1 protein-coding gene is annotated in these 386 nt (G+C 50.8%); it reads right to left on the minus strand.

Translation table 11 applies throughout. From position 1 onward, the window contains the following. Positions 1-106: 106 nt before the first annotated feature. The coding region (locus tag JHD69_RS20695; RefSeq protein WP_199142190.1) for a DUF4365 domain-containing protein at positions 107-386 on the minus strand (280 nt) is incomplete at its 5' end.

Here is a 386-nt window from a genome sequence, read left to right on the forward strand (position 1 = left end):
ACTAGCCCAGCCTGGAAGTTTTAAATGTTAACGATATATACTGTACTCCCTCATGGGTGATGATCTCAAGCGAATGGCCGCTTTTGATCTGAATAGCGAATGTCTGTTAAGTAGCCTTGATTTGCTCAAGTACCAGCTCTACGTCGAGATCAACGCCATAATCAGGACTTTCCTCCCTGGATATAAATCCATTCTTGCGCGTAAATAAGGATTTTACGGCATTAACAGATTCTTCGCTTCTTTTCGAACTCTCATCTACAATCGGACTGTCTCTTATACACATCTCCGAGCCCACGAGACAGTACTCATGATCTCGTATGCCGTCTGCTGCTTGGAAGAGGGGGGGGGGGGGGGGGGGGGGGGGGGGGGGGGGGGGGGGGGGGGGG

Origin of the sequence: Pedobacter sp. ASV12, assembly GCF_016429155.1 — a bacterium.
Lineage (GTDB): Bacteria > Bacteroidota > Bacteroidia > Sphingobacteriales > Sphingobacteriaceae > Pedobacter.